Source organism: Azospirillum sp. B4, assembly GCF_000333275.1.
GTDB lineage: Bacteria > Pseudomonadota > Alphaproteobacteria > Azospirillales > Azospirillaceae > Nitrospirillum.
On the sequence record NZ_BACU01000023.1, the window covers coordinates 1 to 25,737 of the forward strand.

24 protein-coding genes are annotated in these 25,737 nt (G+C 68.5%); 13 read left to right on the forward strand and 11 right to left on the reverse strand.

What is annotated here, in order from left to right; all coding sequences use genetic code 11:
* Nucleotides 1-273: 273 nt before the first annotated feature.
* The gene (locus tag I55_RS00710) at nt 274-729 is read right to left on the reverse strand and encodes a DUF488 family protein (protein ID WP_044558502.1); all 456 of its coding nucleotides are present in this window, start codon (nt 727-729) and stop codon (nt 274-276) included.
* Nucleotides 730-974: 245 nt separating this feature from the next.
* Between I55_RS00710 and I55_RS00715 the strand changes: the two genes are divergently transcribed.
* The 8 genes from I55_RS00715 (at nt 975) to lepA (ending at nt 10,816) form a co-directional block, all read left to right on the forward strand.
* Nucleotides 975-1,499 carry a hypothetical protein gene (locus tag I55_RS00715; protein WP_085939908.1) on the forward strand — a complete coding sequence of 175 codons (525 nt, stop codon included), beginning with the start codon at nt 975-977 and terminating at the stop codon, nt 1,497-1,499.
* Between the two features lie 450 nt (nt 1,500-1,949).
* A complete protein-coding gene (rpmI, locus tag I55_RS00720) occupies nt 1,950-2,150 on the forward strand; it encodes a 50S ribosomal protein L35 (RefSeq protein WP_004271784.1) in 201 nt (66 codons plus the stop codon).
* Nucleotides 2,151-2,163: 13 nt separating this feature from the next.
* On the forward strand, nt 2,164-2,526 hold the full coding sequence (gene rplT, locus I55_RS00725; RefSeq protein ID WP_040843389.1) for a 50S ribosomal protein L20: 363 nt from the start codon (nt 2,164-2,166) through the stop codon (nt 2,524-2,526).
* Nucleotides 2,527-2,776: 250 nt separating this feature from the next.
* Nucleotides 2,777-3,853: a phenylalanine--tRNA ligase subunit alpha gene (pheS, locus tag I55_RS00730; protein ID WP_044558506.1), complete on the forward strand. Its 1,077-nt coding sequence runs from the start codon at nt 2,777-2,779 to the stop codon at nt 3,851-3,853.
* Nucleotides 3,854-3,919: 66 nt separating this feature from the next.
* Complete coding sequence (gene pheT, locus I55_RS00735; RefSeq protein ID WP_044558507.1) at nt 3,920-6,313, forward strand: phenylalanine--tRNA ligase subunit beta; 2,394 nt, start codon at nt 3,920-3,922, stop codon at nt 6,311-6,313.
* 199 nt (nt 6,314-6,512) lie between these two features.
* Nucleotides 6,513-8,201, forward strand: coding sequence for a methyl-accepting chemotaxis protein (locus I55_RS00740; protein ID WP_044558508.1), 1,689 nt, complete (start codon nt 6,513-6,515; stop codon nt 8,199-8,201).
* Nucleotides 8,202-8,243: 42 nt separating this feature from the next.
* On the forward strand, nt 8,244-8,915 hold the full coding sequence (locus I55_RS00745; RefSeq protein WP_044558509.1) for a haloacid dehalogenase type II: 672 nt from the start codon (nt 8,244-8,246) through the stop codon (nt 8,913-8,915).
* A 98-nt stretch (nt 8,916-9,013) separates the two neighbouring features.
* Nucleotides 9,014-10,816: a translation elongation factor 4 gene (gene lepA, locus I55_RS00750; protein WP_044558510.1), complete on the forward strand. Its 1,803-nt coding sequence runs from the start codon at nt 9,014-9,016 to the stop codon at nt 10,814-10,816.
* A 76-nt stretch (nt 10,817-10,892) separates the two neighbouring features.
* On the opposite strand, the gene I55_RS33950 is transcribed toward lepA, so the two are convergent.
* The 7 genes from I55_RS33950 to I55_RS00780 all read right to left on the reverse strand — a co-directional run bounded on the left by I55_RS33950 (nt 10,893) and on the right by I55_RS00780 (nt 18,921).
* Entirely contained in the window at nt 10,893-11,267 is a 375-nt protein-coding gene (locus I55_RS33950) for a type II toxin-antitoxin system RelE/ParE family toxin (protein WP_083900733.1), read from the reverse strand.
* 4 nt (nt 11,268-11,271) lie between these two features.
* Entirely contained in the window at nt 11,272-11,550 is a 279-nt protein-coding gene (locus I55_RS00755; protein WP_044558511.1) for a type II toxin-antitoxin system ParD family antitoxin, read from the reverse strand.
* 73 nt (nt 11,551-11,623) lie between these two features.
* Nucleotides 11,624-13,375: a sensor histidine kinase gene (locus I55_RS00760; RefSeq protein ID WP_044558512.1), complete on the reverse strand. Its 1,752-nt coding sequence runs from the start codon at nt 13,373-13,375 to the stop codon at nt 11,624-11,626.
* Nucleotides 13,376-13,526: 151 nt separating this feature from the next.
* Complete coding sequence (gene purH, locus I55_RS00765; protein WP_044558513.1) at nt 13,527-15,113, reverse strand: bifunctional phosphoribosylaminoimidazolecarboxamide formyltransferase/IMP cyclohydrolase; 1,587 nt, start codon at nt 15,111-15,113, stop codon at nt 13,527-13,529.
* Nucleotides 15,114-15,199: 86 nt separating this feature from the next.
* The gene (locus I55_RS00770) at nt 15,200-16,852 is read right to left on the reverse strand and encodes a heparinase II/III family protein (protein ID WP_252180967.1); all 1,653 of its coding nucleotides are present in this window, start codon (nt 16,850-16,852) and stop codon (nt 15,200-15,202) included.
* A gap of 15 nt (nt 16,853-16,867) precedes the next feature.
* Nucleotides 16,868-17,548: a ribulose-phosphate 3-epimerase gene (gene rpe / locus I55_RS00775; protein WP_044558514.1), complete on the reverse strand. Its 681-nt coding sequence runs from the start codon at nt 17,546-17,548 to the stop codon at nt 16,868-16,870.
* Nucleotides 17,549-17,604: 56 nt separating this feature from the next.
* A complete protein-coding gene (locus tag I55_RS00780) occupies nt 17,605-18,921 on the reverse strand; it encodes an RsmB/NOP family class I SAM-dependent RNA methyltransferase (protein ID WP_044558515.1) in 1,317 nt (438 codons plus the stop codon).
* A 137-nt stretch (nt 18,922-19,058) separates the two neighbouring features.
* On the opposite strand from I55_RS00780, the gene I55_RS38090 reads away from it, so the two are divergent.
* On the forward strand, nt 19,059-19,268 hold the full coding sequence (locus tag I55_RS38090; RefSeq protein ID WP_044558535.1) for a succinate dehydrogenase assembly factor 4: 210 nt from the start codon (nt 19,059-19,061) through the stop codon (nt 19,266-19,268).
* A gap of 262 nt (nt 19,269-19,530) precedes the next feature.
* Entirely contained in the window at nt 19,531-19,821 is a 291-nt protein-coding gene (locus I55_RS35610) for a hypothetical protein (protein WP_148293509.1), read from the forward strand.
* Nucleotides 19,822-19,974: 153 nt separating this feature from the next.
* Here I55_RS35610 and I55_RS00795 read toward each other — a convergent pair whose 3' ends face one another.
* Nucleotides 19,975-20,523, reverse strand: a complete 549-nt coding sequence (locus I55_RS00795; protein ID WP_040843394.1) for an ActR/PrrA/RegA family redox response regulator transcription factor — start codon at nt 20,521-20,523, stop codon at nt 19,975-19,977.
* 258 nt (nt 20,524-20,781) lie between these two features.
* Nucleotides 20,782-22,212 carry an ActS/PrrB/RegB family redox-sensitive histidine kinase gene (locus I55_RS00800; RefSeq protein WP_083900731.1) on the reverse strand — a complete coding sequence of 477 codons (1,431 nt, stop codon included), beginning with the start codon at nt 22,210-22,212 and terminating at the stop codon, nt 20,782-20,784.
* Between the two features lie 194 nt (nt 22,213-22,406).
* On the opposite strand from I55_RS00800, the gene I55_RS00805 reads away from it, so the two are divergent.
* Nucleotides 22,407-22,799, forward strand: coding sequence for a hypothetical protein (locus tag I55_RS00805; protein WP_148293510.1), 393 nt, complete (start codon nt 22,407-22,409; stop codon nt 22,797-22,799).
* 257 nt (nt 22,800-23,056) lie between these two features.
* Here I55_RS00805 and cobT read toward each other — a convergent pair whose 3' ends face one another.
* On the reverse strand, nt 23,057-24,094 hold the full coding sequence (gene cobT / locus I55_RS00810) for a nicotinate-nucleotide--dimethylbenzimidazole phosphoribosyltransferase (protein WP_044558519.1): 1,038 nt from the start codon (nt 24,092-24,094) through the stop codon (nt 23,057-23,059).
* Nucleotides 24,095-24,178: 84 nt separating this feature from the next.
* Between cobT and cobS the strand changes: the two genes are divergently transcribed.
* Nucleotides 24,179-24,994 (forward strand): adenosylcobinamide-GDP ribazoletransferase, encoded by an 816-nt coding sequence (gene cobS / locus I55_RS00815; RefSeq protein ID WP_083900734.1) that lies wholly within the window; start codon nt 24,179-24,181, stop codon nt 24,992-24,994.
* Nucleotides 24,991-25,614 (forward strand): histidine phosphatase family protein, encoded by a 624-nt coding sequence (locus I55_RS00820; RefSeq protein ID WP_044558520.1) that lies wholly within the window; start codon nt 24,991-24,993, stop codon nt 25,612-25,614. The genes cobS and I55_RS00820 overlap by 4 nt, the downstream gene beginning before the upstream one ends.
* Nucleotides 25,615-25,737 lie beyond the last annotated feature (123 nt).

Genomic DNA, 25,737 nt, shown 5'->3' on the forward strand with positions numbered 1-25,737 from the left:
CAGCAGCAGGGACCCCATGCCCAGGATGAAGGTGTCGACCGGATGCACGTGCCGCTTCTCCCCCCGGGGTGGCCTCGCCAAGGACGCCCCACCCCACGCCGTTAAACGCATGGGCAGAGGCTTACCCCAGCCCCAAGCCCCTGGACTAGCTGTCCGTTGGACCAGCGTTCCTTTTTGGGTTCCCATGCGCTGGCCTGGCTTGTCTTGTCGCCGCCCATTGTGTCCGCCGTGCGGCGGCGGCCTGTTAAATTGCGGGCGGATGCCTTTCCACGCCTAGAAGGCGGCATCCACCATCAGATGATGGACGCCGAATCCCCAGCCCGCCGCCATGTCGGCGGCCACGCGGGAGCGGTGGCAGATGTGCGGATCCTCTTCCAGGCACAACAGGCAAGCGGGCCCTTGGTTCAACGCCGTGGCGGCGGCCACGCCCAGCTCATATTGCGCCTCCGGCCGGGCCAGCGCCGTGTCGACGATGGACCAGAACAGCGGCTGGTTGCCGGCCCGCCCGGCCATGCGCCCCTCCTTGGGCGTGCCCAGCGCCTTAAGGTGCAGGTACTCGATGCCGGCCTGGCGCAGGGCGGCCGACAGCGGCCCCTTGGAAAAACCGGCGCGGCGCGACAGCGGCAGCTCACGCACATCGATCAGGGTACGCACCCCTGCCCGCACCAGGCGCTCCACCAACGCCGGCTGGCCCGCCTTCTCATACCCTATGGTGTACAGCTCGGGCATGGACGGGTGCCTCCTCTTGCTGTCTGGATTGAGTCCGCTTGACGGACAGGAAAATGAATTTCTGGTTTGCATACCCACTACGATCGTCCGCTGGATTGCAGTCGCTGATCATGGCCAGATCTTGACATCGTATCTGAGCAGTCCACACTTAACGTATTAATTGTGCGCCCCGTTTCCAGAACAGACAACAGGGGCGCAATAGCCTTTAATGCATGCCTCACCAGCCATGAGTTAATACTCGCGATATGAAAAAAACCAAAGAACAACAGAGTATTATATGGGAATTCTACAAACCGCGCCAAGTCCACGCTTGGAACATGCTCGTCTTATCGTTGGACTCTCTGGAGCATCTTAGTCATGAGGATGAACGAGGGTTCGAAGCGGAGTACGCCTGGGAAAATGTTATTATCCGGCTGTGGCTCTACCGTACGACCGTTCAGACGTTAATCAAGATCGACAGGGTGGCAATCGACGCACAGCAGGCTGTGAAACGCTTCGATGCCAACTTTGACATAGGCGGACGCAACGGCCTGAAAGCCCTCCGCGATATGATCGAACATTTTAATGACTACGCAGCTGGGGCAGGTCACGGTCCCGCAAAAAGGGACATCGATCTTGATCCGTGGCGCACTTTCACGAAGGACTGCTACGAACGAGGCAGCTTCCGTTTGGAACGGATGAAATCGTTGGAAGCCGCGATTGCGCTGCAGGCGGACGCAAAGAAAGCTAGCGACGAATTCATAGCGTGGTTTCGCTCTTCCCCCCAATGACCATGGTCGTGGGACTGCATATGCATTTGATGTCCCGTCGGCGATAAACGCCTCACTTGGCTACCTCAAAATCAATCGAATCGTTCCCGCATCACCAGACCTACATATCTCCCTCCTTCTACCGCTTCCGTCCTTAATTCGGCCATTAACGGCCGCCCCGGAACCTGTCCATCAATCTCCGTTGACGATGGCTTTCCGATACAACGGCGTGTGTCTCAACGTCAGGCGTTTTCCAGAAATGGGCCCCAGCCCTGTGTCCGGCAAGGGGCGGAAGTGCCTGGAAATGAGTCATTCCGCCGCGCTCGGCCCTTGCCAGGCGTCGCATCCGCGTGTACAAACCGCGCTTCATTTTGGCGGCGAGGCCGGACCGAAAGGTCCAGGGCATGCCCACCCGCTCAAATGAGTCCACCGCCGTCCTTCGGGGCGGTTATTCTTTCGTGAGGAACCAAAATGCCCAAGCTGAAGAATCACAGCGGGACGAAGAAGCGGTTCAAGCTGACCGCCTCCGGTCTCGTTCGCGCCCAGGCCGCCGGCAAGCGCCACGGCATGCGCAAGCGTCCGCAGAAGATGAAGCGGAACGCCCGCGGCATGATGACCCTGTCCAAGCAGGACGGTATCATCATCACCAAGAATTTCATCCGGGTACCGTAAGGAGGGCTGATCCATGGCTCGCGTTAAGCGGGGCGTGACCACCCACGCCCGTCACAAGAAGATCCTGAAGCTGGCCAAGGGCTACCGGGGTCGTTCCAACAACTGCTTCCGTATCGCGATCGAGAAGGTCGAGAAGGCGCTGCGTTACGCCTACCGCGACCGCCGCGCCAAGAAGCGTAACTTCCGCGCCCTGTGGATCCAGCGCATCAACGCCGGTGCCCGCATCCACGGCCTGACCTACAGCCAGTTCATGCACGGCCTGAAGCGCGCCGCCATCGACGTTGACCGCAAGGTCCTCGCCGACATCGCCGCGCGCGAGCCGGAGGCGTTTAAGGTCCTGGTCGATCAAGCCCAGGCCGCTCTCAAGGCCGCTTGATCCTACCCGGATCAACGGCTACCGAAAGAAGGGGAGCAGGCACGGCGGGCCCGCTCCCCTTTTTATGTATTCTTATTCCGCTCAAGCAGCGGGTGCAGGCATCCGGCTTGTTGAATTCGTCGCTGCCACCTGCGGTATTCGCTGCCGGCTCGACGTTCGCCGGGCACAACGGCATGAGTCAAAGCCTGATGCCGTTGATAGTATCGCCCCGAGTTTGCCCCCACTGCCCCCGAGAAGACGGATCGTCGCGATGAACACCCTCGACAGCCTGAAGGCCGACCTGCTGGCCGCCGCTGCCGCCGCCCCCGACCTGGCCGCCCTGGAAGAGGTGCGGGTGGATGCCCTGGGCAAGAAGGGCCGCATCACCGGCCTGATGAAGGACATGGGATCGCTGACGCCGGATGAGCGGCGGGAACGCGGCCAAGCCCTGAACGCCGTGAAGGAAGAGATCAGCGCCGCGCTGGACGCCCGCCGCCAGGTGCTGAAGGCGGAAGCCCTGGCGCAAAAGCTGGAGGCCGAACGCATCGACGTCAGCCTGCCGGCCCGGCCAGAGGTGGAGGGCCGGGTCCACCCCATCAGCCAGACGGTGGAGGAGATGATCGCCATCTTCGCCGACATGGGCTTCACCGTGGCGGAAGGGCCGGACATCGAGACCGACTTCAACAACTTCACCGCCCTGAACATCCCGCCGGAGCATCCGGCGCGCCAGATGCACGACACCTTCTACCTACCCAACGGGCCGGACGGGGGCACCCGCGTGCTGCGCACCCACACCAGCCCGGTGCAGATCCGCACCATGCTGGCCGGCGAACCGCCCATCCGCATCATCGCGCCGGGCCGCACCTACCGCTCCGATTATGACCAGACCCATACGCCGATGTTCCACCAGATCGAAGGCCTGGTGATCGGCGAGAACATCCACATGGGCCACCTGAAAGGCACCCTGCTGGAATTCTGCCGGGCCTTCTTCCAGGTCGACGACCTGCCGCTGCGCTTCCGCCCCAGCTTCTTCCCCTTCACCGAACCGTCGGCGGAGGTGGACATCGGCTGCTCGCGCAAGGGCGGCGAGTTGAAGCTGGGCAACTACGGCGACTGGCTGGAGATCCTGGGCTGCGGCATGGTCCACCCCAAGGTGCTGGAGAACTGCGGCATCGACAGCACCCGCTGGCAGGGCTTCGCCTTCGGCATGGGCATCGAGCGCGTGGCCATGCTGAAGTACGGCATCCCCGACCTGCGCACCTTCTTCGAGGCCGACCTGCGCTGGCTGAAGCACTACGGCTTCGTGCCGCTGGACGTGCCCAGCCTGGCCCAAGGTCTGACCCGATAACCCACCCTTAAAGAGCGGCAGCCGGCCTTGAGGCCAGGCGCCCCACCCGAAGAACGGCAGGTAGCGATGAAGTTCACCCTTTCCTGGCTGAAGCAGCACCTTGAAACCGACGCCCCGCTGGACGTCATCACCGACAAGCTGACCGCCTTGGGCCTGGAGGTCGAAGGCGTGGAGGATACCGGCAAGGCGCTGGCGCCCTTCGTCATCGCCAAGGTGCTGTCGGCGGAGAAGCACCCCAACGCCGACAAGCTGCGCGTCGCCATGGTCGACACCGGCAAAGGCGAGCCCATCCAGGTGGTGTGCGGCGCCCCCAACTGCCGCGCCGACATCACCGTGGTGTTCGCCAGCCCCGGCGCCGTCATCCCGGCCACGGGCGACACCCTGAAGGTCGGCGCCATCCGCGGCGTGGAAAGCCGGGGCATGCTGTGCTCCGAGCGCGAACTGAACCTGTCGGATGAGCACAATGGCATCATCGAGCTGCCGGACGACGCCCCCGTGGGCACCGGCTTCGCCGCCTGGCGCAAGCTGGACGACGCCGTCATCGAGATCTCGCTGACGCCCGACCGCGTGGATTGCGCCGGCGTTCACGGCATCGCCCGTGACCTGGCCGCTGCCGGCGTCGGCACGCTGAAGCCGCTCAACACCGCCCCGGTACCGGGCGCCTTCCCCGCCCCGGTCAAGGTGGCGCTGGAAACGGCGGCCTGCCCGCAGTTCGCCGCCCGCGTGGTGCGCGGCGTGCGCAACGGCCCCAGCCCGCAGTGGCTGCAGGACAAGCTGACCGCCGTGGGCCTGCGCCCCATCTCCGCCCTGGTGGACATCACCAACCTGATGACCCTGGACCAGGTGCGCCCCCTGCACGTCTTCGACGCCGCCAAGGTCCAGGGCGACCTGACGGTGCGGGAGAGCAAGGCGGGCGAGACCCTGCTGGCCCTAAACGGCAAGGAATACACCCTGCCCGCCGGCCTGACCGTCATCGCCGACGCCAGCGGCGCCGTCCTGTCCCTGGGCGGCGTCATGGGTGGGGAGACCACCGGCGTGTCGGAAACGACCACCGACGTCATCATCGAATCCGCCCTGTTCGAGCCGGCCAAGGTGGCGGAAGCCGGCCGCGCCCTGCAGATCGACAGCGACGCCCGCTATCGCTTCGAGCGCGGGGTGGACCCCGCCAGCGTCGTCAGCGGCATTGAGCAGGCCACCCGGCTGGTGCTGGACCTGTGCGGCGGTGAGGCTGGGGAGCTGTTCGTGGCCGGTGCCGAGCCCGCCTGGCAGCGCCCCCTGACCCTGCGCCCCGCCCGCGTCGCCAACCTGGGTGGCGTGGATGTTCCCGAAGCCGATCAGGTGCGCATCCTGACCGCCCTGGGCTTCCAGGTCAGCCAGAAGGACGGCCTGATCCACGCCGTGCCGCCATCGTGGCGCGCTGACGTCCATGGCGAGGCCGACCTGGTGGAAGAGGTGCTGCGCATCCACGGGTTCGATGCCATCCCCACCACCAGCCTGCCGCGTGACGAGGGCCTGCCCAAGGTCGCGGTGACGCCCAAGCAGCGCCGCACCGCCACCGTGCGCCGCCTGCTGGCCGGCCGTGGCATGCTGGAGGCCATCACCTGGTCCTTCCTGGCGCCGGAGACGGCCAAGCTGTTCGGCGGGGCCCCGGATGAGTTGGCGCTGCTGAACCCCATCAGCGCCGATCTCGCCATCATGCGCCCCTCGGTGCTGGCCAACCTGGCGGCGGCCGCCGGCCGCAACGCCGCGCGCGGCTACGCCGACCTGGCGCTGTTCGAGGTGGGCCCGGCCTTCCGCGACGGCAGCGAGAAGGGCCAGGACCTGGTGGCGGCCGGCGTGCGCGCCGGCCTGGCCGTGGCCCGCCACTGGGCCAAGGGCACCCGCCCCGTGGACGCCTATGACGCCAAGGCCGACGCCATCGCCGCGCTGGAGGCCGCCGGCGCCCCCACCGCCAATCTGGTCGTGTCCACCGACGCGCCCGGCTGGTACCACCCGGGCCGTTCCGGCTGCCTGCGGCTGGGCCCCACCGTGCTGGCCCGCTTCGGCGAGTTGCATCCGGCGGTTCTGGAGGCCTTGGGCCTGACCGGTCCCCTGGTGGCGTTCGAGGTGTTTCTGGACCTGATCCCCACCCCGAAGAAGAAGGGCGGGACGGAGAAGCCGAAGCTGGAGCTGTCGGCCTTCCAGCCCATCAGCCGCGACTTCGCCTTCGTGGTCGAGGCGGGCGTGGAGGCCGACCGCCTGATGCGGGCGGCCAAGGGTGCGGACAAGGCGCTGATCACCGGCGTCCAGCTGTTCGACGTCTACCAGGGCCCCGGAGTCGAAACGGGTTTCAAATCGCTGGCCCTGTCGGTGACTTTGCAACCGGTGGACAAGACCCTGACGGACGCGGAAATCGAAGCCGTGGCCGCCAAAGTCGTCGCCGCCGTCACCAAAGCGACGGGCGCCGTGTTGCGCGGCTGACACAGAGGCTTCAAGCCCGCAGTAGGCGCCCCTTGGCTTTCAGGGGGCGCCCTTATCTTTAACCAATTTATTGTGAATTTTAGACTACGTTAACCACTTGCACAGCCTGTGCCCCCGCCCCTTACTATCTTTGCAAAGATAAAAAGCGGAGACTGATGCCTGCACTTATGGGCGTCACCCGTTGGGGAGGACAGACGGCATGAAGTTTTTCCGTAATCTGCCCATCATCCAGAAGCTGCTGCTGCCCTTGATCCTGATGGGTCTGGTGACGCTTGGCACCTCCCTTTACACACTGTCGCAGATGAACACGGGCGCGGTCGAATACCAGCACCTGCTGCGCGGCGAGGCGGAAGCCCTGAAGGCGATCGATCGCGCCAATGGCGCCGCCGCCAACATCGGCCGCATCAGCTACATGATGCTGGCCGAGACCGACAAATTCATCATCGACAGCATGAAGGATGAGATCGGGCAGCAGGCGGCGGACCTGGGCAGGTACCTGGACGCGGTGGCGCGGCTGAACCCCGGCACCAAGGACGACCTGGCCATGGCCAGGGATGAGTTCAAAGCCATGATGAAGTTCGCGGAACAGGCGCGCGAACAGATGCTGGCCGGTAACACCAAGGCCGGGGCGGCCACCCTGACCGACGAATTCGACATCAAGCTGTCCAAACTGCTGGACCGCCTGACCGTGATCACCAAGGCGGTGGACGAGAGCCTGAGCAAGGGCGAGGCCGCGGCCAAGGCCCGCAATGAGCGCACGTATTGGGTGACCCTGGCCGGCGGCCTGTCGGGCGCCGTGCTGGTGATGGCGCTGGCGCTGTGGATCGCCTGGGCCTCCGTGTCGCGCCCGCTGAAGCGCATCGTCGACACCATGACCGCCCTGGCGGATGGTGACCGGACCGTCGAGATCAAGGCCACGGAGCGCAAGGATGAGATCGGCGCCACCGTGCGCGCGCTGCGCATCTTCCAACACACCATGGATGAGGCCGACACGCTGCGCCATGAGCAGGAAACGCTGAAGGCCCAGGCGCAGGCGGAGCGCCAGGCGGCGCTGGCCAGGCTGGCCGACGAGTTCGAGGCCAGCATGAACCAGGTGGTGGAAGGGGTGGCCGGGGCCGCCGACCGCATGCAGGGCAACGCCAAGGGCCTGTCCGCCATCGCGGAACAGACCAACCACCAGACCCTGGCGGTGGCGGGGGCGGCGGAGGCGGCCGCCGGCAACGTCAACACGGTTGCGGCAGCGGCCGAGCAGTTGTCGGCCAGCATCCAGGAGATCGGCCGGCGGGTGGAGGAATCCTCGCAGATCGCGCAGAACGCGGTGGTGGAGGCGGAGCGCAGCAACCACACCGTCAGCGGCCTGGTCGAGGCGGCGCGCAAGATCGGCGACGTGGTGCGCCTGATCAGCGACATCGCCAGCCAGACCAACCTGCTGGCGCTGAACGCCACCATCGAGGCGGCGCGCGCGGGCGAAGCCGGCAAGGGTTTCGCCGTGGTGGCCAGCGAGGTGAAGACCCTGGCGACCCAGACCGCCAAGGCGACAGAGGAGATCAGCGCCCAGATCGGTGAGATCCAGTCGGTGGCGGGCAACGCCGCCGGCGCCATCCACGGCGTCAGCGGCACCATCGGCCGCATCAGCGACATCGTCACCACCATCGCCGCCGCGGTGGAGCAGCAGGGTGCGGCCACCAACGAGATCGCCAGCAGCGTGGCCCAGGCCGCCGCCGGCACCTCCGACGTGTCCAGCACCATCGGCCAGGTCACCCGGGCCGCGAGCGAGACCGGCACCATGGCGACCGACGTGCTGCATGCCGCGCAGGACCTGGTCAACCAGTCCGACCGCCTGCGCCATCAGGTGGCGGGATTCGTCACCAAGGTGCGGGCGGGGTAGGATTGGACCCGATGCCGGCACACCGGTGAAGGGGAGGGTTCAATGGCGGTGACACTGGCCTTTGACGTCTATGGCACGCTGATCGACACCCAGGGGCTGGTGGCGATGCTGCGCGCCATCGTGGGTGACCGGGCGCCAGACTTCTCCCGCGCGTGGCGGGAAAGGCAACTTGAATACACCTTCCGCCGCGCCCTGATGCAGAACTACGTCCCCTTCGCCGTCTGCACGGCCCAGGCGCTGGACCACACCTGCGACCGTTTCAAGGCCCCGCTGACGGCTGAGCAGCGGGCCGCTGTGCTGGAAGCCTATCGCACCCTGCCGGCGTTCGACGACGCGGCGGACGGGCTGGCGCGGCTGCGCGCGGCGGGCTTCCGCCTGTACGCCTTTTCCAACGGCACGGCCGAGGCGGTACGCACCCTGCTGGACGCCGCCGGAATCGCCGAGCTGTTCCTGGGCATCGTCAGCACCGACGACCTGCGCTCCTACAAGCCCAATCCCGCCGTCTACAGCCATTTCCTGCGGGCGGCGGGCGCCGCTGGCGCGGAGACCTGGCTGGTGTCCAGCAACCCCTTCGACATCATCGGCGCCCTGTCCTCCGGCTGGCGCGCCGCCTGGGTGCGACGCTCCCCCGACGCGCCGTTCGACCCCTGGGGCATCCAGCCGACGGTGACCGTTCCGGGCCTACGCGATCTGGCGGCGGCCATCGCCGGATAGCACATGCCGGATAGCACATGAACGCCCCGCCAACCCCGCGGTTGCGCCAGAACGCCGGGCATCCTATGGTCGCGGGACTTTTTCCAGACCGGCCCGTCATGACCGACCTTTCGCACATCCGCAATTTCTCCATCATCGCCCACATCGACCACGGCAAGTCGACCCTGGCCGATCGCCTGATCCAGTATTGCGGCGGCCTGGACGCCCGCGAGATGCGCGAGCAGGTGCTCGACAGCATGGATATCGAGCGCGAGCGCGGCATCACCATCAAGGCGCAGACTGTCCGCCTGAACTACAAGGCCGACGACGGGAAGACCTATCAGCTGAACCTGATGGACACGCCCGGCCATGTCGACTTCGCCTATGAGGTCTCACGCTCGCTGGCGGCCTGCGAAGGCTCGCTGCTGGTGGTCGACGCCTCGCAGGGGGTGGAGGCGCAGACGCTGGCCAACGTCTACCAGGCCATCGACCACAACCATGAGATCGTCCCCGTCCTGAACAAGATCGACCTGCCGGCGGCCGAACCCGACCGCATCAAGCAGCAGATCGAGGATGTCATCGGCCTGGACGCCAGCAACGCCGTCATGATCTCGGCCAAGACCGGCCTGAACATCAAGGATGTGCTGGAGGCCATCGTCACCCGCCTGCCGCCGCCCAAGGGCGACCTGGACGCACCGCTGAAGGCCCTGGTTGTCGACAGCTGGTACGATCCCTACCTGGGCGTGGTCATCCTGGTGCGCGTCGTCGATGGCGAACTGAAGGTGGGCCAGAAGATCCGCATGATGGCCACGGGGGCGGCAAAGGAAGCCGACCGCGTCGGTCACTTCACGCCCAAGGCCGTGCAGTCCGGCCGCCTGGGCCCGGGCGAGATGGGCTTCATCACCGCCGGCATCAAGGACATCCGCGAAACCAAGGTCGGCGACACCATCACCGAGGAGCGCCGCCCGGCGACCGAGCCGCTGGAAGGCTTCAAGCCCAGCGTGCCCGTGGTGTTCTGCGGCCTGTTCCCCACCGACGCCGCCGAATTCGAGCATTTGCGCGAAAGCCTGGGCAAGCTGGCCCTGAACGATGCCAGCTTCCAGTTCGAGGCGGAGACGTCGGCGGCGCTGGGCTTCGGCTTCCGCTGCGGTTTCCTGGGCCTGCTGCACCTGGAAATCATCCAGGAACGGCTGGAGCGCGAGTTCAACCTGGACCTGATCACGACGGCGCCCAGCGTCATCTACAAGGTTCACATGACCGACAAGTCGGTCATCGACATGCACAATCCGGCCGACATGCCGGACCCCATCCGCATCGATCACATCGACGAGCCGTGGATTCGCGCCACCATCATGCTGCCCGACGAATACCTGGGCGGCATCCTGGCGCTGTGCACAGAGCGGCGCGGCCAGCAGATCGACCTGACCTATGTCGGCGGCCGGGCCATGCTGGTCTACAAGCTGCCACTGAACGAAGTGGTGTTCGACTTCTATGACCGGCTGAAGTCCATCAGCCGCGGCTATGCCAGCTTCGATTACCAGATGGACGGGTATGAGACCGGCGACCTGGTGAAGATGTCCATCCTGGTGAACGCGGAGCCGGTGGACGCCCTGTCGACCATCGTCCATCGCAGCCAGGCCGAGCACCGCGGCCGCCTGCTGTGCGAGCGGTTGAAGGAGCTGATCCCCCGCCAGCTGTTCAAGATCGCCGTGCAGGCCGCCATCGGCAGCCGCGTCATCGCCCGCGAGACCATCAGCGCCATGCGCAAGGACGTGCTGGCCAAGTGCTACGGCGGCGACATCAGCCGCAAGCGCAAGCTGCTGGACAAGCAGAAGGAAGGCAAGAAGCGCATGCGGCAGTTCGGCGAGGTCGAAATCCCGCAGAGCGCCTTCATCGCCGCCCTGAAGATGGGTGATGGCTGAATGGGTAACGGCTGACAGCCAGCCTCAAAGCTCAAGTACGGCACCGGCCGCCCCACCAGGGCGGCCGGTTCGCGTTTCAGGGGGTGTCGTCGTCTGACGGAATATGTTGTTCCAATTCCATCGCATCGTGAAGAACGCGCACGATGCCAACAAAACTGGGGCCAACCCCATTGGGTTCCAGCCGATAGAGCAATAGATGACGGGGGTTGTGAACGGCTTCGCCAGCCACACGCGCCCGCTCCCGACTGTAGCGCAAATGATAGGTCCAGCCGCGCAGCTCCGGTCGCTCAACACTGCCGAACCGATGCGGTGCCGCGGCAATGTCGCGAATGGCCTGGACGATAAGCGCCTCATAGCGCTGCCGCGCAAAACTTCCAAATGCCTGATTTGAATGGGTCAGAATGGCACGGATATCCGCGCGGGCCAGTGGCGCGATCCGATAGCGCAGCATGTCGTCAGCGTCCGCCAGCCGCTTCCCTGCCAAGCGCGGCGACGTATTCTTCTAAATCGTCGTCCGTGACCTCATCGAACCGTCCTTCATCCAGCTCGCGGTGGCCAGCTTCTGCCGCTTCCCGCAACGCCTTCAGCTTGGCGTCATGCTGCGCCTCCTCGCGCTCGACAAGCCGCAACCCCGCCCGCAAGACTTCGCTGGCGTTTTGATATCGGCCGGACCGCACCAAGTCTTCGATGACCTGTTCATGATGATCGGTCAGCACCACGTTGCGTGTCGGCATCGGCGCTCTCCAGCGACTGGTTCGAGATCTGAAGCCTAACGCTGATTGGCATACTATGCCAATGCCGAATCCGCTAACCCAGCGGAAACCGCAAGGTGAAGCGCGTGCCGGGCTGAGTCGCCTCATAGCTGTAGCGGCCGCGCAGTTGGCGGGTGAAGGCATCGATCAGCAGCAGGCCCAGGCTCTGGCGGCTGGGAATCGTCCCCGCGTCTGGCATGCCCACGCCATCGTCGGCGACGGTCAGCACGCCGTCGTCCCCCTCCCGCCACAGGGAAACGGACAGCGTACCCGTACGGCCGTCCGGGTAGGCGTGCTTGAAGGCGTTGGACAGCACCTCGTTCAGCACCAGGGTCACCGGCACCGAAGCCGTCAGGTCGGTTTCCACCGGCTGGGCGTCCAGCGCCATGGCCACGGGGCGGGGCCGCCCCGCTTCGGCCTGGGCGTCATCGCCCTGGTGGATGTTGTCGATCTCCCGCGCCAGGGCGGTGATCACCCGGTCCAACTGCACCACATCGACATTCGACGCGCGATGCAGCTGTTCGTGCAGCAGGCCCATGGCCTGTATGCGCCGCAAGGCGTCGCCCAGCAGGGGCCGCAAGGGGGGGTGCATGCCGCTTTGCAGCTGCAACAGGCTGGAGACGACCTGCAGGTTGTTCTTCACCCGGTGGTGGGTGTCGCGCAGCAGGACCTCCCGCTCGGCCAGGGCGCGGTCCAGGTGGCGGGTACGGTCGGCCACCCGCGCCTCCAGCAGGGTGTTGGCGTGGCGCAGAATCCGGTCGGCGCGGGCCAATTCGCGGGAGCGGCGGAAAGCGATCCCCGCCACCAGCATCAGCGCCAGGGAGGCCGGCCCGGCCACGGCGGCATAGACCAGGGTCCGGTTCCGCCAGTCGCGGACGATACTGCCGGTGTCGATGCCATAAACGACGAACAGGGGCAGGTCGGGCACCTTGCGCCGGGCATAGAGACGCTCCACCCCATCGACAGGCGAGGTCAGGATGAAGGTGCCGGTGGCGTCCGCCGGCGTGCGCAGCAATTCCGGGTACGAGCCCTGCTGCAGGCCATCGGATGCTGCCGGTTCGCGCAGCAGCAGGGCGCCGTCCTCCCGTATCAGCATCATGGTCTTCGGATCGGCCGAAAACAGCGAACGATAGAAGGCGATGAAGTAGTCGGGCTTCAGCGACAGCTGGGCCACGCCGTTGAAATGGCCGTCCAGGGTTTCCATGCGCTGGCTGACGGGCAGGAAGGGGGCGCCGGACAGGCGGCCGCGCAACTGCTGGCCGATGTAGATGCCGGTGCCGGGGTTGAGATGGACCCGGAAATATTCCCGGTCGCTGACGTCCAGCACCGGTGCCGGCCATTGCATCGTGTTCACCCGGACGATGCCGCCGGGGTCCACCACCCACACGCCCTCCAGCTCCGGCGAGGCCTGCCAGATCTCGCGCAGGCGGTCGTAGAAGCGGCGATCGCCTGCGATCTCCTTCCAGCCGGCGTCATCCACCAGGCGCTCCACATAACGCAGGCTGGCGGCGTGGATGCTGAAGATCTTGCCCGCATGCTCCTCCAGCACGTGGGTCACATCCACCACCTGGTCGCGGGCGTCGTCCCAGACGCGGCGGTGGTGGTCCCAGGCGGCCCAGCCGAAGACCAGCAGGGTCAGCACCAGGCTCATGACCAGCAGGGCCGCCACGGGGCGGCCAGCGGAGGGAATCAGGGGGACGGATGCCGCATCATGGACGACATCGCCCGGCGCGGGTGCCGTCCCGGCGAGGACCGTGGAAGAAACGGCGCCTGCCGGTGCGGCATGGTCTGGCGCGGAGGCGGTCATGCGGGCAACGATTCCTTATTGGCCCGGGCAATTCCCCCACGAATCCCCGGGCATACCCCTCAGGTCACCGCCACCCCCGGCCTCGGATGAGGCATGCGCCGGGGATGGCCTGATCCCTTGATACGGATCATCCCCGGCGTTCCTTCACCCGTCAGTGACGGAAATGACGCATCCCGGTAAATACCATGGCCAGGCCACGCTCGTCCGCAGCGTCGATCACCTCCTGGTCGCGCATGGAACCGCCGGGCTGGATCACGGCGGTGACGCCGGCCTCCGCCGCCGCGATCAGGCCGTCGGCGAAGGGGAAGAAGGCGTCGGACGCCACCACGCTGCCCTTGGTTCCCGGCTCGGCCAGGCCCGCGGCCTCCGCTGCCTCGCGGCTCTTGATGGCGGCGATGCGGCTGCTGTCGACCCGGCTCATCTGGCCGGCGCCGATGCCAACGGTGGCCAGGTCCTTGGCATAGACGATGGCGTTGGACTTCACGTGCTTGCCGACGCGGAAAGCGAACAGCAGGTCGGCCAGTTCCTTGGGCGTGGGGCCGCGCTTGGTCACCACCTTCAGGTTGGCCGGCTGGACGCGGCCATCGTCCCGACTCTGCGCCAGGAAGCCTCCGGCCACGGTCTTGATCAGGGTGCCGGCCTGGGCCGGGTTGGGCAGGTCGCCGGTCAGCAGCACGCGCAGGTTCTTCTTGGACGCCAGCACGGCGCGGGCGGCCTCATCCGCGTCCGGGGCGATCACCACCTCGGCGAAGAGCTTGGCGATGGCCTCGGCCGTCGCGGCGTCCAGGGTGCGGTTGGCGGCGATGATGCCGCCGAAGGCGGAGACGGGGTCGCAGGCCAGCGCGCGGGCATAGGCCGCCGGCAGGTCGTCGCCCTCGGCCACGCCGCAGGGGTTGGCATGCTTGATGATGGCGATGGCCGGACGCTCGAACTCCGCCACCAGCTCGAACGCCGCGTCGGTGTCGTTCAGGTTGTTGTACGACAGTTCCTTGCCCTGCAGCTGGGTGGCGGTGGCGATGCCGGGGCGGCGCTCCCCCGTCACGTAGAAGGCGGCGGTCTGGTGCGGATTCTCGCCATAGCGCAGGGTCTGGCGCAGGGTGCCGGAGAGGGTCACGCTTTCCGGCCAGGTCTGGCCCAGGCGGTTGGCGAACCAGGCGCCGATGGCGGCGTCGTAGGCGCCGGTGCGGGCATAGGCCTTGGCGGCCAGGCGGCGGCGCAGATCCAGCGTGGTCTGGCCATCGTGGGCGGCCAGCTCGGCCAGCAGCGGGGCGTAATCGGACGGGTCGGTCACCACGGCCACGAAGTCGTGGTTCTTGGCGGCGCCCCGGATCAGGCTGGGGCCGCCGATGTCGATATTCTCGATGCAGGTCTCGAAGTCCGCCCCCTTCGCCACCGTGGCCTCGAAGGGGTAGAGGTTCACCACCACCAGGTCGATGCCGGGAATGTCGTGGGCGTTCATGGCGGCGACATGGCCCTCGTCATCGCGGCGGGCCAGGATGCCGCCGTGGATGCGCGGGTGCAGGGTCTTCACCCGGCCGTCCATCATCTCGGGGAAGCCGGTGTGGTCACCCACCTCCGTCACGGGCACGCCGGCCTCGGCCAGGCGCTGGGCGGAACCGCCGGTGGACAGGATGTGCACGCCGCGCGCGGCCAGGGCCTGGCCCAGCTCGATCAGGCCGGTCTTGTCGGACACGGAGATGAGGGCGCGGCGCAGGGGAACGAGATCGGGGCTGGTCATGATGGCAATCCGGCTTCGGTGGGATTTGGGAATGAGAAAGCCCGGCAAGATGCCGGGCTCAAGGGAAACTTGGGGTCACGGGTGGGTCAGGGGTCGGCGCCCTCGGCCTTCTTCTCGCGGCGCAGGGCCCATTTCACGGTGGCGCCGCCCGGGGCGGTCTCCCCACGCACGGTGACCTGCAGGGTGCCGCGCGGCTCGGGCCCGTCGCCCAGGTAGACGCTTTCCTCCAGCCCCACCGTGCCGCCCGACAGGCGCAGGCGCCAGCCCGCGCCGGACGGCAGGCGCAGCAGGACGCCGTCACCGCCCTGGGACAGGCTGGCGTGCACGCCCGGGTGCAGATGGAACCGCAGGGTGTAGGTGTGGCCGCCGGCCCCGCCCTCCAGCCGGTCCTCGCCGCGCATATCCTCGCCGCTCTCGGCCAGGTAGAGGCGGCGGTGGTGGATCAGGCCGAACGTGTCGCGGTAGCCGTCATGCGCGGCCTCGACCAGGACGGCACCGCCCGTCTCCCGCCGCTTGGCCTCCACCGGATGCGGGCGGCGGCCCAGGCCACCATCCTCGCGCACGGAGGCGGAGTTGGTGTCGGCCACCACCAGGGTGGAATGCGCGGCGGTGGAGGCCAGGGCCCCACGCCAGGCGCCGGTTTCCGATGGATGGCTGCCGCAGTTCACGATTAGGCGCTCCCGCCCCACGCTCATCTCGAACGACAGGGTGCCGGCATGCGCCCGGGCATCCAGGCCGGCGGGCGGTGGGGCGCCGGCGTCCAGCAGCACGCAGGTGCGGCCCGCCGCCAGCCGCTCGAACCCGACATGGGGGGCGGAGCGCAGGGGCCGGCCCCGGGCGTCCGCCTGGCTCAGCACCGTATCGATGAAGGCGGGGTCTTCGGCCCAGCCGCCATTGAACAGGGCTAGGCCGCCATCGCCATGGCGGAAAAAGCGCAGGGTGGGCGTCAGCCGGTCGATGGTGTGCTGCAGGGCGTCCGGCATGTCGGCCTTCGCCGCGCGCAGCACGCCACGGATGTCGATCAGGTGGCGCAGGGCCTGCAATTGCAGCGACGGGCTGCGTTGAACATGGCCGCCGTCGGGCGTGACCTGCCGGGCCAGTTCGCGGTTCAGCAGCCACAGGGCCCGCTGGGCCGCGCGCTCCCGTCCGGCCAGGCAATACCCACCGTAGACCAGACCCTTGATGCCCAGCAGCAGGTCCACACCACGCAGGCGGCCGGGAACCAGGCGGGCCAAGTGGCGGATCTGGCGGGCGAGGCTGTCGAAGACACGGGCGCGGAGGCCGTCGTCGGCGCTGGCCAGGAAGAAGTCGTGCGCGCCGATCCAGGCGACGATGCGCTGGGCCGTCACCTCCGGCGCCCACGCCACGGCATGCCAGGAGGAAAAGCCGTCCAGCCAGCTGGTGACCAGCACGCGGGCCTGGCGGCGGGCGGCATCGCCCCCGGCTGCCTTCAGGTGGCGCAGCCAATCAAAGCCATGCAGGGCCGTCAGCCAGGCCGACCCGGCGCTGAGGTCCAGCCAGGGCGGCAGGTCCGCCTGGCGCTCCTCGCCGGCGAAGCGGAAGCGGCCTTCCAGCAGCGCCTGGCCCTGGCGGGTGTCGCCCGGCCACGGGTCGACGGGCACGACGCCCAGCGCCTGGGGCGCGCGCCCCTTCAGCAGCACGCCGTAGAGCGGCGTCCGGTAGACCAGCGCGCCGGGGCCGGCGCGGAACCGTCTCATGCCGGATGTGACACGGGCCATGCGCCGTTCGATCCCTTAGACCAGCGGGCCGCGCAGGCGGCGGATGTTGTCGGCGTAGGCGTCCGGGCCGCCCTGGAAGGTGGCGGTGCCGGCCACCAGCACGTCGGCGCCCGCAGCGATGGCCACCGGCGCCAGCTCGGCGTTGATGCCGCCGTCGACCTCCAGATCGATGACGCGGTCCGTCCCGGCGGTCATGGCGTCGATGCGCTGGCGGATGGCCCGGATCTTTTCCTTCTGGCTGTTGATGAAGGACTGGCCGCCGAAGCCGGGATTGACCGACATGACCAGGATCATGTCGACGTCATCCATGATGTAGTCCAACACCGAGACGGGGGTGGCGGGGTTCAGCGCCACGCCGGCCTTCTTCCCAAGGCTGCGGATCAGCTGCAGCGTGCGGTGGGTATGGGCGCCGGCCTCGGGATGCACGGTGATGATATCGGCGCCGGCCTTGGCGAAGGCGGCGATGAAGTTGTCGACCGGCGAAATCATTAGGTGCACATCGAACACCTTGGCCGAATGCGGGCGCAGCGCCTGCACGACCATGGGGCCGATGGTCAGGTTGGGCACGAAATGCCCATCCATGACGTCGATGTGGATGTAGTCGGCGCCGGCGGCGTCCACCGCCCGCACCTCCGCGCCCAGGTTGGCGAAGTCGGCCGACAGGATGGAGGGGGCGATGCGTACCGGCTGCTGCATGATGACTTGGTTCCTATCAACTCGAACGCGCTTTGCCAACCGCGAGGCGTCGACCGCTAGGCGGTGCGGCGCAGGCGGGTCATGAAAAATCCGTCAAGGCCGCCCAACCCGGCCCAGTGGCCGGGCGTCGTGCGCACGTCGCCGCTGTCGGTCACCAGCGGCGCCAGCGATGTCACGTCGGCATCCGGATCGTAAGCGAGGTCCACGGGGATGACGGGTTCCACCATCACGTCCAGACGGCGGGACAGCAGCTTGGACAACTGCTCCTCCCCCTCCTCCGGCTGCAGGGAGCAGGTGCAGTACACCACCAAGCCGCCGGGCTTCACCATGTCGATGGCGCGATCCAGCAGTCGGCGCTGTACGCCGGACAGGCGGCCCACATCCTCCGCCGTCTTCAGGCGCGCAACGTCGGGATGGCGGCGGATGGTGCCGGTGGCGCTGCACGGCGCGTCCAGCAGCACGGCGTCCACCAGCGCGTCCGGCGTCCACTTGGTGGCGTCGGCCACGACGGTGGTCGCCGACAGGCCCAGCCGTTCCATGTTGCGCGACAGCCGCTCCAGCCGGGGGGCGGAACGGTCGACCGCCGTCACCTTGGCGCCGGCGGCGGCCAGCTGGGCGGTCTTGCCACCAGGGGCGGCGCACAGGTCGATGACGTCCAGGCCGGCGACATCACCCAGCAGGCGCGCGGGCAAGGCGGCGGCCGCGTCCTGCACCCACCAGGCGCCCTCCTCGAAGCCCGGCAGCTCGGTGACCGAACCGCCGGGGGCGCGGCGCAGGGTGCCGGTGGGCAGCACGGTGGCCTCCAGCCGTTCCGCCCAGGCGTGCGGGTCGCCCTTCACGCTGATGTCCAGCGGCGCCTCGACCAGGTGGGCATCAACGATGGCGCGGGTATGGCCGGTGCCGTAGTGCTGGCGCCAGGCCAGCCACAGCCAGTCCGGCGTGTTCAGGCGGCCGGCGTCCTGGGCGGCCAGCAGCTCCGCCCCCTCGCGCGCCACGCGGCGCAGCACGGCATTGATCAGGCCCTTCATGCCGGCCAGGCCCTTGGCCACGGCCAGCTCCACGCCCGTGTCCACGGCGGCGTGGGCGGGGGTGCCCAGGAACAGCAACTGGGCGGCGGAGACGCGCAGGATGTCCAGCACGCCGCCCTTGGGCAGGTCGGGCCGAGTCAGCAGCGACATCACCACCGCGTCGATCTGGCCCAGACGGCGGATGACGGTGGCGGTCAGCAGGCGGGCGAAGGCGCGGTCGCGCGGCTCCAGCCCCGGCAGTCCCCGGTGCTGGTCCAGCGCGTCATCCAGCGGCACGCGGCGGCGCAGCACGCTTTCCAGAAGGTCCAGGGCCACCCGGCGGGCGGCCAGCGTTTCGGTGTTCATGGGGGCGGGGTGTACCCCGGAAAAGCCGCGCTGTCATCGGCCCCTTTCGGCCACCCGCCCCCCGTTTCCGGCATGGATTCGCGGGGGTGGCGTAAAACCCCTTGGCGGCGGCTGGCAGCGGCGCCAATTATAACCTTATGAGCAAGCTGCCCCCCCTGCCCCAGCCCAAGGCCCCCGTGTTCAAAAGCCACGTGGCACCCACGGCCCCCGAGTCCAAGACCGACACCGTGGCCCCCAAGGCCGAAGCGGCCAAACCCGAAACGGTGCGTGAGATCGGCGGCCCCGCCGGCCCCGAACCCACCCGCTACGGCGACTGGGAACGCAAGGGCCGCTGCAGCGATTTTTGAGGCGAGCAACACGGCGACCGGCGTACCAATGCCCCTGCGCCCATGGGCGTTCGTTGGCGCCTACCTCGCTCTGGCGCTGGTTTCCCTGCTGCTCCCCTCAGGGGATTTCCCTGTGACCCGCGGCCTTGCCCTCTGCGCAGCGGGCGTCCTGGTACATTTGGTCTGGATTTACCGGTTCGCCGTCCAGGTTCGGAACCGACGTTCGACAGATACGGCCGATGCCCGGGCTGATGTCTCAAGGATCAGGCGAACCGCCCAGGGCTTGGCTCTGCTATGGGCCGTGACCGTCGGCCTGGCCCTGGCCGCCAACCAGGAGCAGACCAGCCTCTATGCAGTCGTAGGCAAGGTCGCCCTAATGGCCATCGTCGCGACCTATGCTCGGCTTTTCCACATAACGGCCCGATTGCTGGTCAGCACGGAGGCCGCCCACAAAGGCGCGCCTTCCAGCATGCCGGCCCTAAGGGTACTCGACACCGTCGTCACCCTGCTTTTCCTGCCCGTGTCGTCTTTCCTACTCTACCGCCGGATGGAACGACTGTCGGCCACCGAATAAAGCGCCAACCGCCACACCACCGGAGGAGCGTCGGCGACGACTAGCCCGCGACTGCGGGCGCCGGAGCCTTTTGGGGAGCGAAGCGGACTGAAAGGCGAGGATAGCCAAGGGGCCGGATGCCCGCGCCCGGCGCTTGAGGGAACCCCCGGAAACTCAAGTCCTCGGCGCGTGCTTGTTCAGGATCCGCTGCAGGGTGCGGCGGTGCATCTTCAGGCGGCGCGCGGTTTCCGAGACGTTGCGGTCGCACTGCTCGAACACCCGCTGGATGTGTTCCCAGCGCACGCGGTCGGCGGACATGGGGTGTTCCGGCGGCGGTGGCAGGGGGCCGTCGGTCAGCAGGGCCGCCTCCACCGCGTCGGCGTCCGCCGGCTTGGGCAGGTAATCGACGGCGCCGGCCTTCACGGCGGCCACGGCGGTGGCGATGTTGCCATAACCTGTCAGCATGACGATGCGGGCTTCCGGCCGGGCGTCGCGCAGGGCCTTCACCACGTCCAGGCCGCTGCCGTCAGCCAGGCGCAGGTCGACCACGGCATAGCGGGGGGCCGCCTCCTGCGCCACGTCCACGCCCAGCGCCACGCTGTCCACCGCCACCACGTCGAAGCCGCGCTTCTCCAGCGCGCGGGCCAGGCGGATGCGGAAGGGGGCGTCGTCATCCACCACCAGCAGGCTGCGCGAGGCGTCCCCGGTGAAACCGAGGCGCATGGGATCGATCACGTCGGCGGTCTCAATAGTCATCTCTGGAAAACCCCTTCATTCCCGGCCAGTGGGCGCCAAGACGGTCGCAAACTTGTGAACGACCTTCTTACGCCCCTGTAGCGGCATTCCTGGTGGTCGCGACACGCGGCAAAAGGACGCCCCTTCCAAATAGACATGGGCGGGACCCCGGCCAAGGGGCGCCGCCGTTATACAAGGGCGGCATAATGCCGCCCTCCATCATGCCAGGATTTCGCCGTGCCGGTGTCATGGCGATGGCGGCGGGCCACTCCACCGCACCATGACACGCGCGCCGGTGCCCAATGGCGTGCTGCCCGGCGGGCCGTTGGCATAGGTGACGGTGGCGCCGGTACGCTCCAGCAGGATCTGGGCGATGAACAGACCCAGGCCCATGGTGCCACCGCCCCCGGCCCGCACCGGCACCTGCTCCAGCCGTTCATCCCGGTCCGAGACATAGGGTTCGCCCAGTCGTTCCAGCAGGCTGACGGGGAAGCCGGGGCCGTCGTCCGCCACAGTCATCATCAGGGCGGCGCTGTCGCAGTGCAGGCTGACATCCACCCGGCTGTGGGCGAACTGCATGGCGTTCTGGAGAATGTTGCCCAGGCCGTGCTGCAACTCCGGCGTCAGCGGCAGGGGGGAGGGCGCGCCCTCCTCCGCCCCGGTCACGGCGACCTCCAGCGCCACCTCCGCCCGGCGGTGGGGGGCGGCCACCGCCTCCACCACCTGCACCGGCCCTAAGGGGGCGTAGGGCTCCATCTCCCCCTCCGCGTCCGGGCGGCGGGCTAGGTCGGCCAGGATGTCGCGGCAGCGGGCGGACTGGCTCTGCAGCAGCTGGATGTCCTCCGCCCAGGGGCTGTCGGGCGGCAGGTCGCGGGCCAGTTCCTTGGCCACCACGGCGATGGTGCCCAAGGGGCTGCCCAGCTCATGCGCCGCCGCCGCCGCCAGGGCCCCCAGGGCGGATGCCTTCTGCGCGCGGGCCAGCGACACTTGGCTGGCGATCAGCGCCTGCGACAGGTCGCGGCCTGACTGCGCCACCTTGTAGACGTAGGTGGCGATGAAGATGGCCGACAAGGTCAGGGCCGCCCAGATGCCGTCCAGGTAATAGGGCGGCAGGGTGACGCCGTAGCTGGCTGGCCAGGACAGCGGCATGGCCAGCATCCACACCAGGGTGAGGCAGGCGGCGGTCAGCGCCGTCAGCCCCGTCACCAGCCGGCGGCCCAGCATGCTGGCCCCCACCATCAGCGGCGCCAGCACCAGCACGGCGAACGGATTCTCCAGCCCGCCGGTCAGCATCAGCAACACGGTCAGTTGCACCGTGTCGTAGGCCAGGAAGATGGCGGCACCCCGTTCCGTCAGGAAGGGGCTGCGCCGCCGGCGGGAAATGGCGTAGAGGTTGATCAGCAGCGAGACCGCCGTGACCGCCAGGGCCGGCAGCAGGGGAATGTCGATGCCGACCAGATCCTCCACCGTCAGCAGGGTGATGGCCTGGCCGGCGATGGCGATCCAGCGGATGGTGTTGAGGGTGCGCAGGTTGACGCGGGCACCCGCCCAGCGCTCCCCGCCAAGCCGGGCGCCATCGGGCCGCGTACCGCCCGGCCGTGCGCCGGGGCCATCCCCGTCTCCGCCCCAGGGGCTGGGTTCCGCGTCCGCCGCCCTCGTCCACGCCTGCCGCGCCATCGCCCTGACAACCCCATCTTAGATGGCCCGATAAGATCAGCGGTACCGTCCCGGCTTCAAGCTATAGCGCACGGGGCACGGCGTCGCACCTGTCCGCTGGATGGGCGCGCGCCAGCCCCTTGCCCCCGGACGCGCGGCGCTGATAATTACCCTTGCCCTATGCGGTTGGGCCCTACGCCGGTGGAGAACAATCCGTGGAAAGCCAGCGCAAATTCGCGGTGCAGAAGCCCCAGGGCAAGAAGTGGGAGACGCTGGCCCTTGTCGACAACCTGTCGGCCGGCAAGCGCGAGTTCAGCGAGGCGGTGCGCACCCACGGCCGGGGCTATGTCCGGCTGATCCAGGTGGATTTCGAGAATGAGGAGGCGCTGTCCAACTACGACTGGCGCCTGGTGGAACTGCACGACCCCTACAAGGGCAGCGGCCGGCCCAAGCCCACGGTGGTGGCGGGCTCGGAACGCCCGATGAAACCGAAGAAGGGCAAGAGCCCGGGCGAGAAGGTGCCGGTGCCGCTGAAGACCTGGATGCTGGCCTGCCTGGTCGCCGTGGCCGTGGGCATCACCTGGGTGCTGACGTATCACCGGCCCTAACGGGCCTGTTTGTCTGTTTGTTCGCCTCAAGCGCCGGCGGGCCATCCGGCCCTTGGCTATCCTCGATTTCCAGTCCGCTGACGCTCCCCGGAGATCTCCGGCGGCCGCGGTCGCGGCCTAGCCCAGTTCCGCCAGAACTGGGCCTTGGCGCGTTTTGACTAGGCTGCGACCACAGCCGCCGGAGCGAGCACCGCAGGGCGGAGCGAGGAAGCCAAGCCGCCGGATGGCCGCGCCCGGCACCTGAGGGGAAATCGAGATCAGTGCGTAGCGCGCCCCTCGGCCCCGCGCCTGGACACGCCGGCCTCCGCGAACGTCGCCATGCCGGTGTGGCAGGCGACGGCGGCCTGTAGGATGGGCAGGGCCAGGGCGGCGCCGGAGCCCTCACCCAGGCGCATGCCGAAGCTCAGCAGCGGTTCCTGCTTGATATGGTCCAGCAGGCGGCGGTGCGCCGGCTCGGCCGACAGGTGGCCGACGATGCAATGGTCCAGGGCGCGGGGATCGGCCTTGAACAGCACGGCGGCGGCGGCGGTGCAGGCGTAGCCGTCCAGCACCACGGGCGTGCGGGCCATGCGGGCCGCCATGATGGCGCCGACGATGGCCGCCAGTTCATACCCGCCCACGGCGCGCAGCACGTGGAAGGGCTCGGACAGCAGGTCGGCGTTGGCGGCCACGCCGGCGGCGACCACCGCCGCCTTGCGCGCCATGCCCTCGGCATCCAGGCCGGTGCCGGGGCCGACCCAGTCCTCCGGCTGGCCACCGAACAGCGCCAGGCACAGCGCGGCGGCGGATGTCGAATTGCCGATGCCCATCTCCCCCAGGCACAGCACGTCGATGCCGGTTTCCACCGCCATCATGCCGTAGGCCATGGCCCGGGCGCAGGCCTCCTCGCTCATGGCGGGGCCGTGGGTGAAGTCGGCGGTGGGGTTGTCCAGGTCCAGCTCATAGACCCGCAGGTCGGCGTCGGCCTGGCCGCACAGCTGGTTCACGGCGGCACCGCCCTGGGTGAAGTTGTGCACCATCTGCGCCGTCACCGCCGATGGATAGGCAGACACGCCCAGGGCCGCCACGCCGTGGTTGCCGGCGAACACCGCCACACGCGGATGCTGCACCCGGGGGGGCGTGCGGCCCTGCCAGGTGGCCAGCCATTCGGTCAGGCTCTCCAGCCGGCCCAGGGCGCCGCGCGGCTTGGTCAGTTGCACCTCGCGCTGCATGACGGTGGTGGCGGCCTCCAGATCCGGGCCCGGCAGGTCGGCCAGAACGCGGCGGAATTCGTCGAAGGAGGGGATGTCGCTCATGATGCTCCGGCCCGATAATGGGACCCGCGATCAGGCGCCGGAGTGGCGCTGGCGGGCGGACGGGACTTCCCGTATACCGGAACCATGACTGATGCAACGGGGCCGCGCCTGGGCGGTGTCTTCGCCGAATTCATAGCCGCCGTGATCTTTTTGACACGGCTGCCCATCCGTTGGCGCGGGGCCTGGCCGCAGGACCTGGATTCCCGGGCGCTGACCTGGTTCCCCATCGTCGGCACGCTGATTGGCGCGCTGGGCGGCCTGGTCTATTGGGGCCTCAGTTCCGTCAACGTGCCGCCCCTGCTGGCGGCCCTGCTGACGGTGGGCGCGCTGATGGGCCTGACCGGCGCCCTGCACGAGGACGGGCTGGCCGACGTGGCCGACGGCTTCGGCGGCGGGCGCGACCGCGAGGCCAAGCTGACCATCATGAAGGACAGCCGGGTGGGCACCTACGGCGCCGTGGCCCTGGTGCTGAGCGTCGCCGCCCGCACCATGGCGCTGGCCGCCATCGGCAGCCCCCACCACGTGGCCGTGGCCTTGATGGGCGCGCACGCCTATGCCCGCTGCTTCCTGCCGGGGATGAAACTGCTGTTGCCGGAGGCGCGGCTGGTGGGCCACAGCGCCGGGGTGGGGAAGCCCAACAGCGCCCGCGCCCTGGCGGCCCTGCTGGCCGGCTTCGTCCTGGCCGCCACCACCCTGACCAAGCTGCCGCTGGACAGCGGCCTGACCCGCCTGGCCATCCTGCTGGTGGCGGGCGGCGGCATGATCGTCGTCGCCCTGCTGGCCCGCCGCCAGGTGGGCGGCGTCACCGGCGACGTGTTGGGCGCGGCGGAGCAGGTGAGCGAAATCCTGTTCCTGGTGGCCGTGACCGGCGCCCTGGGCGGCGCCGTCCCCATGCCATGAGCGCCATCGCTGCCACGACGCGCTGGTGGTGGGTGCGCCATGCACCCCTGGCCCAGCCGCATCAGATCGCCGGCCAGGCGGACGTAGACCTCGCCCCCTGGCCGGAAGCACAGGCCCACCTGACGGCCGCCCGCCTGCCCGCCCGCGCCCTGTGGCTGGCCAGCCCCCTTTCCCGCACCCGGCAGACGGCCGAACGCCTGGCGGCCCTGGTACCGGATGGCGCGACGGCACCGGAGGCCGACCCCCGGCTGATGGAACAGCATTTCGGCGCCTGGCAAGGCCACAGCTATGCCGGACTGGAGGAGGCGGGCGACCCGCACCTACCCCCCTTCTGGGCCGACCCCGCCGGCACCGCCCCGCCGGAGGGTGAGAGCTTCGTCGCTCTGTGCCACCGCGTGGCCGAGGCGGTGGACGACTGGAGCCCGCGGGCGGAGGGGGGCGACATCATCTGCGTCAGTCACGCCGGGCCGATCCGCGCCGCCGTGGCCCTGGCGCTGGACCTGACACCGGCCAAGGCCCTGGCCCTGGACGTGGCGCCCCTTTCGCTGACCCGCCTGGACCGTATCGCCACCGATGCCGGCCCGGTGTGGGCGGTGCGGTGGGTCAACCGCACGCCATAAGCAATATTGCCGCACGGCCGCCTTACTTTCCCTTTAGGGTCACCCCCAAAGGGCCGCCCGGCCTTGGACCCCAGGGGCCACACTCCTCTGGACCGTGGGCGGCGGCACCCAGATATGGTAGGA